The organism is Bacteroides sp. RTP31139st1_H2_RTP31139_211217, assembly GCF_040227615.1.
GTDB lineage: Bacteria > Bacteroidota > Bacteroidia > Bacteroidales > Bacteroidaceae > Bacteroides > Bacteroides uniformis.
This window is the reverse complement of record NZ_JBCNZM010000272.1, coordinates 1-3446: the sequence shown is the minus strand read 5'-3', so window position 1 is coordinate 3446 and position 3446 is coordinate 1. Positions and strand designations below refer to the sequence as shown.

1 protein-coding gene and 1 pseudogene are annotated in these 3446 nt (G+C 37.5%); both read left to right on the top strand.

The features are described 5' to 3' along the window. Positions 1-2947, top strand: a 2947-nt coding sequence (locus ABUA47_RS23725) for a TonB-dependent receptor (RefSeq protein WP_349832171.1), incomplete at its 5' end; no start/stop codon positions are given. 11 nt (positions 2948-2958) lie between these two features. After that, a pseudogene (locus ABUA47_RS23720) lies at positions 2959-3446 on the top strand (RagB/SusD family nutrient uptake outer membrane protein); the annotation flags it as partial.

The following is a 3446-nucleotide window of genomic DNA, read 5'->3' as shown; positions in this document are numbered from 1 at the left end:
ATTCTTGTCTGTAGGCGCTTATGCACAGAACATCACCGTGAAAGGGCATGTAAAAGATGCTTTGGGAGGAGTGATAGGCGCAAATGTGGTGGAAAAAGGAAATTCCACGAATGGTACAATCACTGACCTTGATGGTAATTTTACATTGACAGTTCCTCAGGGAGCTACGTTGGTCGTGTCTTTTATCGGATACAAGACGCAAGAAGTAGCTGCTGCTCCTTCAGTAATTATTACATTACAAGATGATGCGGAATTGTTGGGCGAGGTGGTCGTAATTGGTTACGGTACAGCCAAAAAGAATGATTTGACTGGGTCTGTTACGGCTATTAGTGCAGATAAAATGGTAAAAGGTGCTGTTACATCTGCTACTGATATGTTGGTTGGTAAAGCTGCCGGTGTAAGTGTGATTACTGACGGTGGTGCTCCGGGAGCTGGTGCTACAATTCGTGTGCGTGGCGGTTCTTCTATGTCTGCATCCAATAATCCGTTGATTGTTATTGACGGTGTGCCTGTAGATGACGGTGGTATTAATGGTATGTCAAATCCTTTGGCTACTGTCCATCCCAATGATATTGAGACTTTTACTATTTTGAAAGATGCTTCTGCAACAGCCATTTATGGTTCTCGTGCATCTAACGGTGTTATTATTATTAATACTAAAAAAGGAAAGTCTGGACGTGTACAAGTTGGTTATAGCGGTACATTCTCTATTAATACAAGACCCAATAAAGTAGATGTAATGTCTGCAAATGAATTTAGAGAATTTGTGACTTCTAAATTCGGTGAATCAAGTGCTCAGTTTAAAGCATTAGGTCAGGCAAATACTGATTGGCAGGATGAAATATTCAAAACCTCTTTCAGTACAGACCACAATGTTAATGTTTCTGGTGCTATACCACACATGCCCTATCGTGTATCAGTTTCTTATACCAATGAAAATGGTATATTGAAGACTTCTAATATGGAGCGTTTGACTGGTGCTATTAGCTTGAATCCTAATTTCTTTGATAAGAAATTGAATATTCAGTTGAATGTGAAAGGCATTTATAATACAAACCGTTTTGCAGATACTGGTGCGATAGGTATGGCGACGCAATATGATCCGACACAGCCTATTTACATGGATGGAAATCCCTATGGTAACGGCTACTTTATGTATATGAAAAGTGGCAATAATCCTACACCGGTTGATATTGGTTTGGCTAATCCCGTTTCTATTTTAGATTCAAAGCATGACGAATCAACTGTTTATAGAAGTATTGGTAATGCACAAATTGACTATAAGTTTCATTTCCTGCCCGAATTGAGAGCAAACTTGAATTTAGGTTACGACGTGTCTAAGAGTGAAGGTGATGTTATTATAGAAGATAATGCTCCTATGACTTGGTGCCAAGGTAACTATAAAACTGGGTTTGGGGAAAATAGCAGCTATTATCAATTGAAGCGGAATACATTGCTGGATTTCTATTTGAATTATGCTAAAGAGTTTGGTGCACATCATGTCGATGTTATGGGCGGTTATTCTTGGCAGCATTTCTATAATTCTACATGGACCAAATATCCTTATTCTACAGTAAAAGCTGAAGAAACTGGTAAGGAATTCTATAAGGATATGGAAGATTATTCAACTGAAAACTATCTTGTTTCTTTCTTTGGGCGTTTGAATTATACATTATTGAATCGTTATTTGGTGACATTTACCTTGCGTAATGATGGTTCTTCACGTTTCAATAAAGACAATCGTTGGGGATTATTTCCTTCAGTTGCTTTGGCATGGAAGATGAAAGAAGAGAATTTCTTGAAGGGAGTGGATTGGCTTTCTGATTTGAAGTTGCGTTTGGGCTATGGTATTACTGGTCAGCAAAACCTGAATAATGGTGACTATCCTTATATGGCTCGCTATATGTATTCCAAAGCTGGAGCAAATTATTATTTTGGTAATAACAAGTATTCATTGATTGCTCCTCAAGCTTATGATGAAAACTTGAAATGGGAAGAAACTACAACTTACAATATTGGATTGGATTTCGGTGTATTGAACAACAAATTGACAGGTACTCTTGATTTGTATTATCGTAAAACTGATGATTTGCTGAATACGGTTACAGCTCCTGCCGGTACAAACTTTAGTAACCAGTTGTTGACGAATGTAGGTACATTGGAGAATAAAGGTATTGAACTTACTTTGACGGCTCATCCTATCACGACAAAAGATTGGGACTGGACATTGAGTTATAACATCTCTTATAATAAAAATGAAATTACCAAATTGACATTTAATGATGACCCGGCTTATAAAGGTGTGATTCATACTGGTATTGATGGAGCAACCGGTTATAATATCATGATAAATGCTGTTGATCATCCTTATAATTCATTCTATGTATGGGAACAACTTTATGATAAGGCTGGAAATCCGATAGAAGGTGCTTATGTTGATCAAAATGGGGATAATAAAATAGACGAAGAAGATTTGGTCGCTTACAAAAAGTCTGCTCCTGACGTATTTATGGGATTAACTTCTCAATTGTCTTATAAGAATTGGGATTTGTCATTTGCTTTGCGTGCAAGTATTGGAAACTATGCTTATAACAATGTACAATCCAATCGTGAGGCTTGGGATGGTTCACAAATGTATGACCAAACTGGTTTCTTGAAAAATCGTTTGACTTCTGCATGGAAAACAAATTTCAAGACAGGGCAATATCGTTCTAGTTACTATGTTCAGAATGCTTCTTTTGTACGGATGGACAATATTTCATTAGGATACACTTTTAACAAGCTGTTCAATGATAAACAAAGTGCACGTGTTTATGTCACGGTACAGAATCCGTTTGTTATTACCAAATATGATGGTTTGGATCCTGAAATTAGCGGTAGTGGAGTTGATAATAATATCTATCCTCGCCCTCGTGTATTTATGTTAGGCTTGAATCTTAATTTTTAATCAATGAAGTTATGAAAATATTAAAATATAAATATATATTGTCGGCAGCCCTTTTGAGTACGATGTTAGGGGTTACCTCTTGTGTGAACGATCTGGATACGGTTCCATTGGATAAGGATGAATTGGTTTCGGATGTCGTTTTTGGAAAGGAGATAGGAGCTTATGAACAAAGTTTGGCTAAAATATATGCAGGTTTGGTAATAGGTGGTAATGCAGGTGGAGACTCAGACCAGGATGTTGTCGGCATTGACGGTGGTTCTCAGGCTTCATTTATTCGCGTATTGTGGAATATGCAGGAATTGGCTTCTGATATCGCTCATTGTTGCTGGAATGATCCTGGTATTCCAGACTTCAATCATATTTCTTGGACTGCTTCAAGTCCATGGATCAAAGGAGCATATTATCGTTTGTATTATCAGATTAACTTGTCAAATGCGTTTTTACGTGAAACAACTGATGATAAACTTGCCTCACGAGGTTGTTCAGAGCAAGTAAAGGC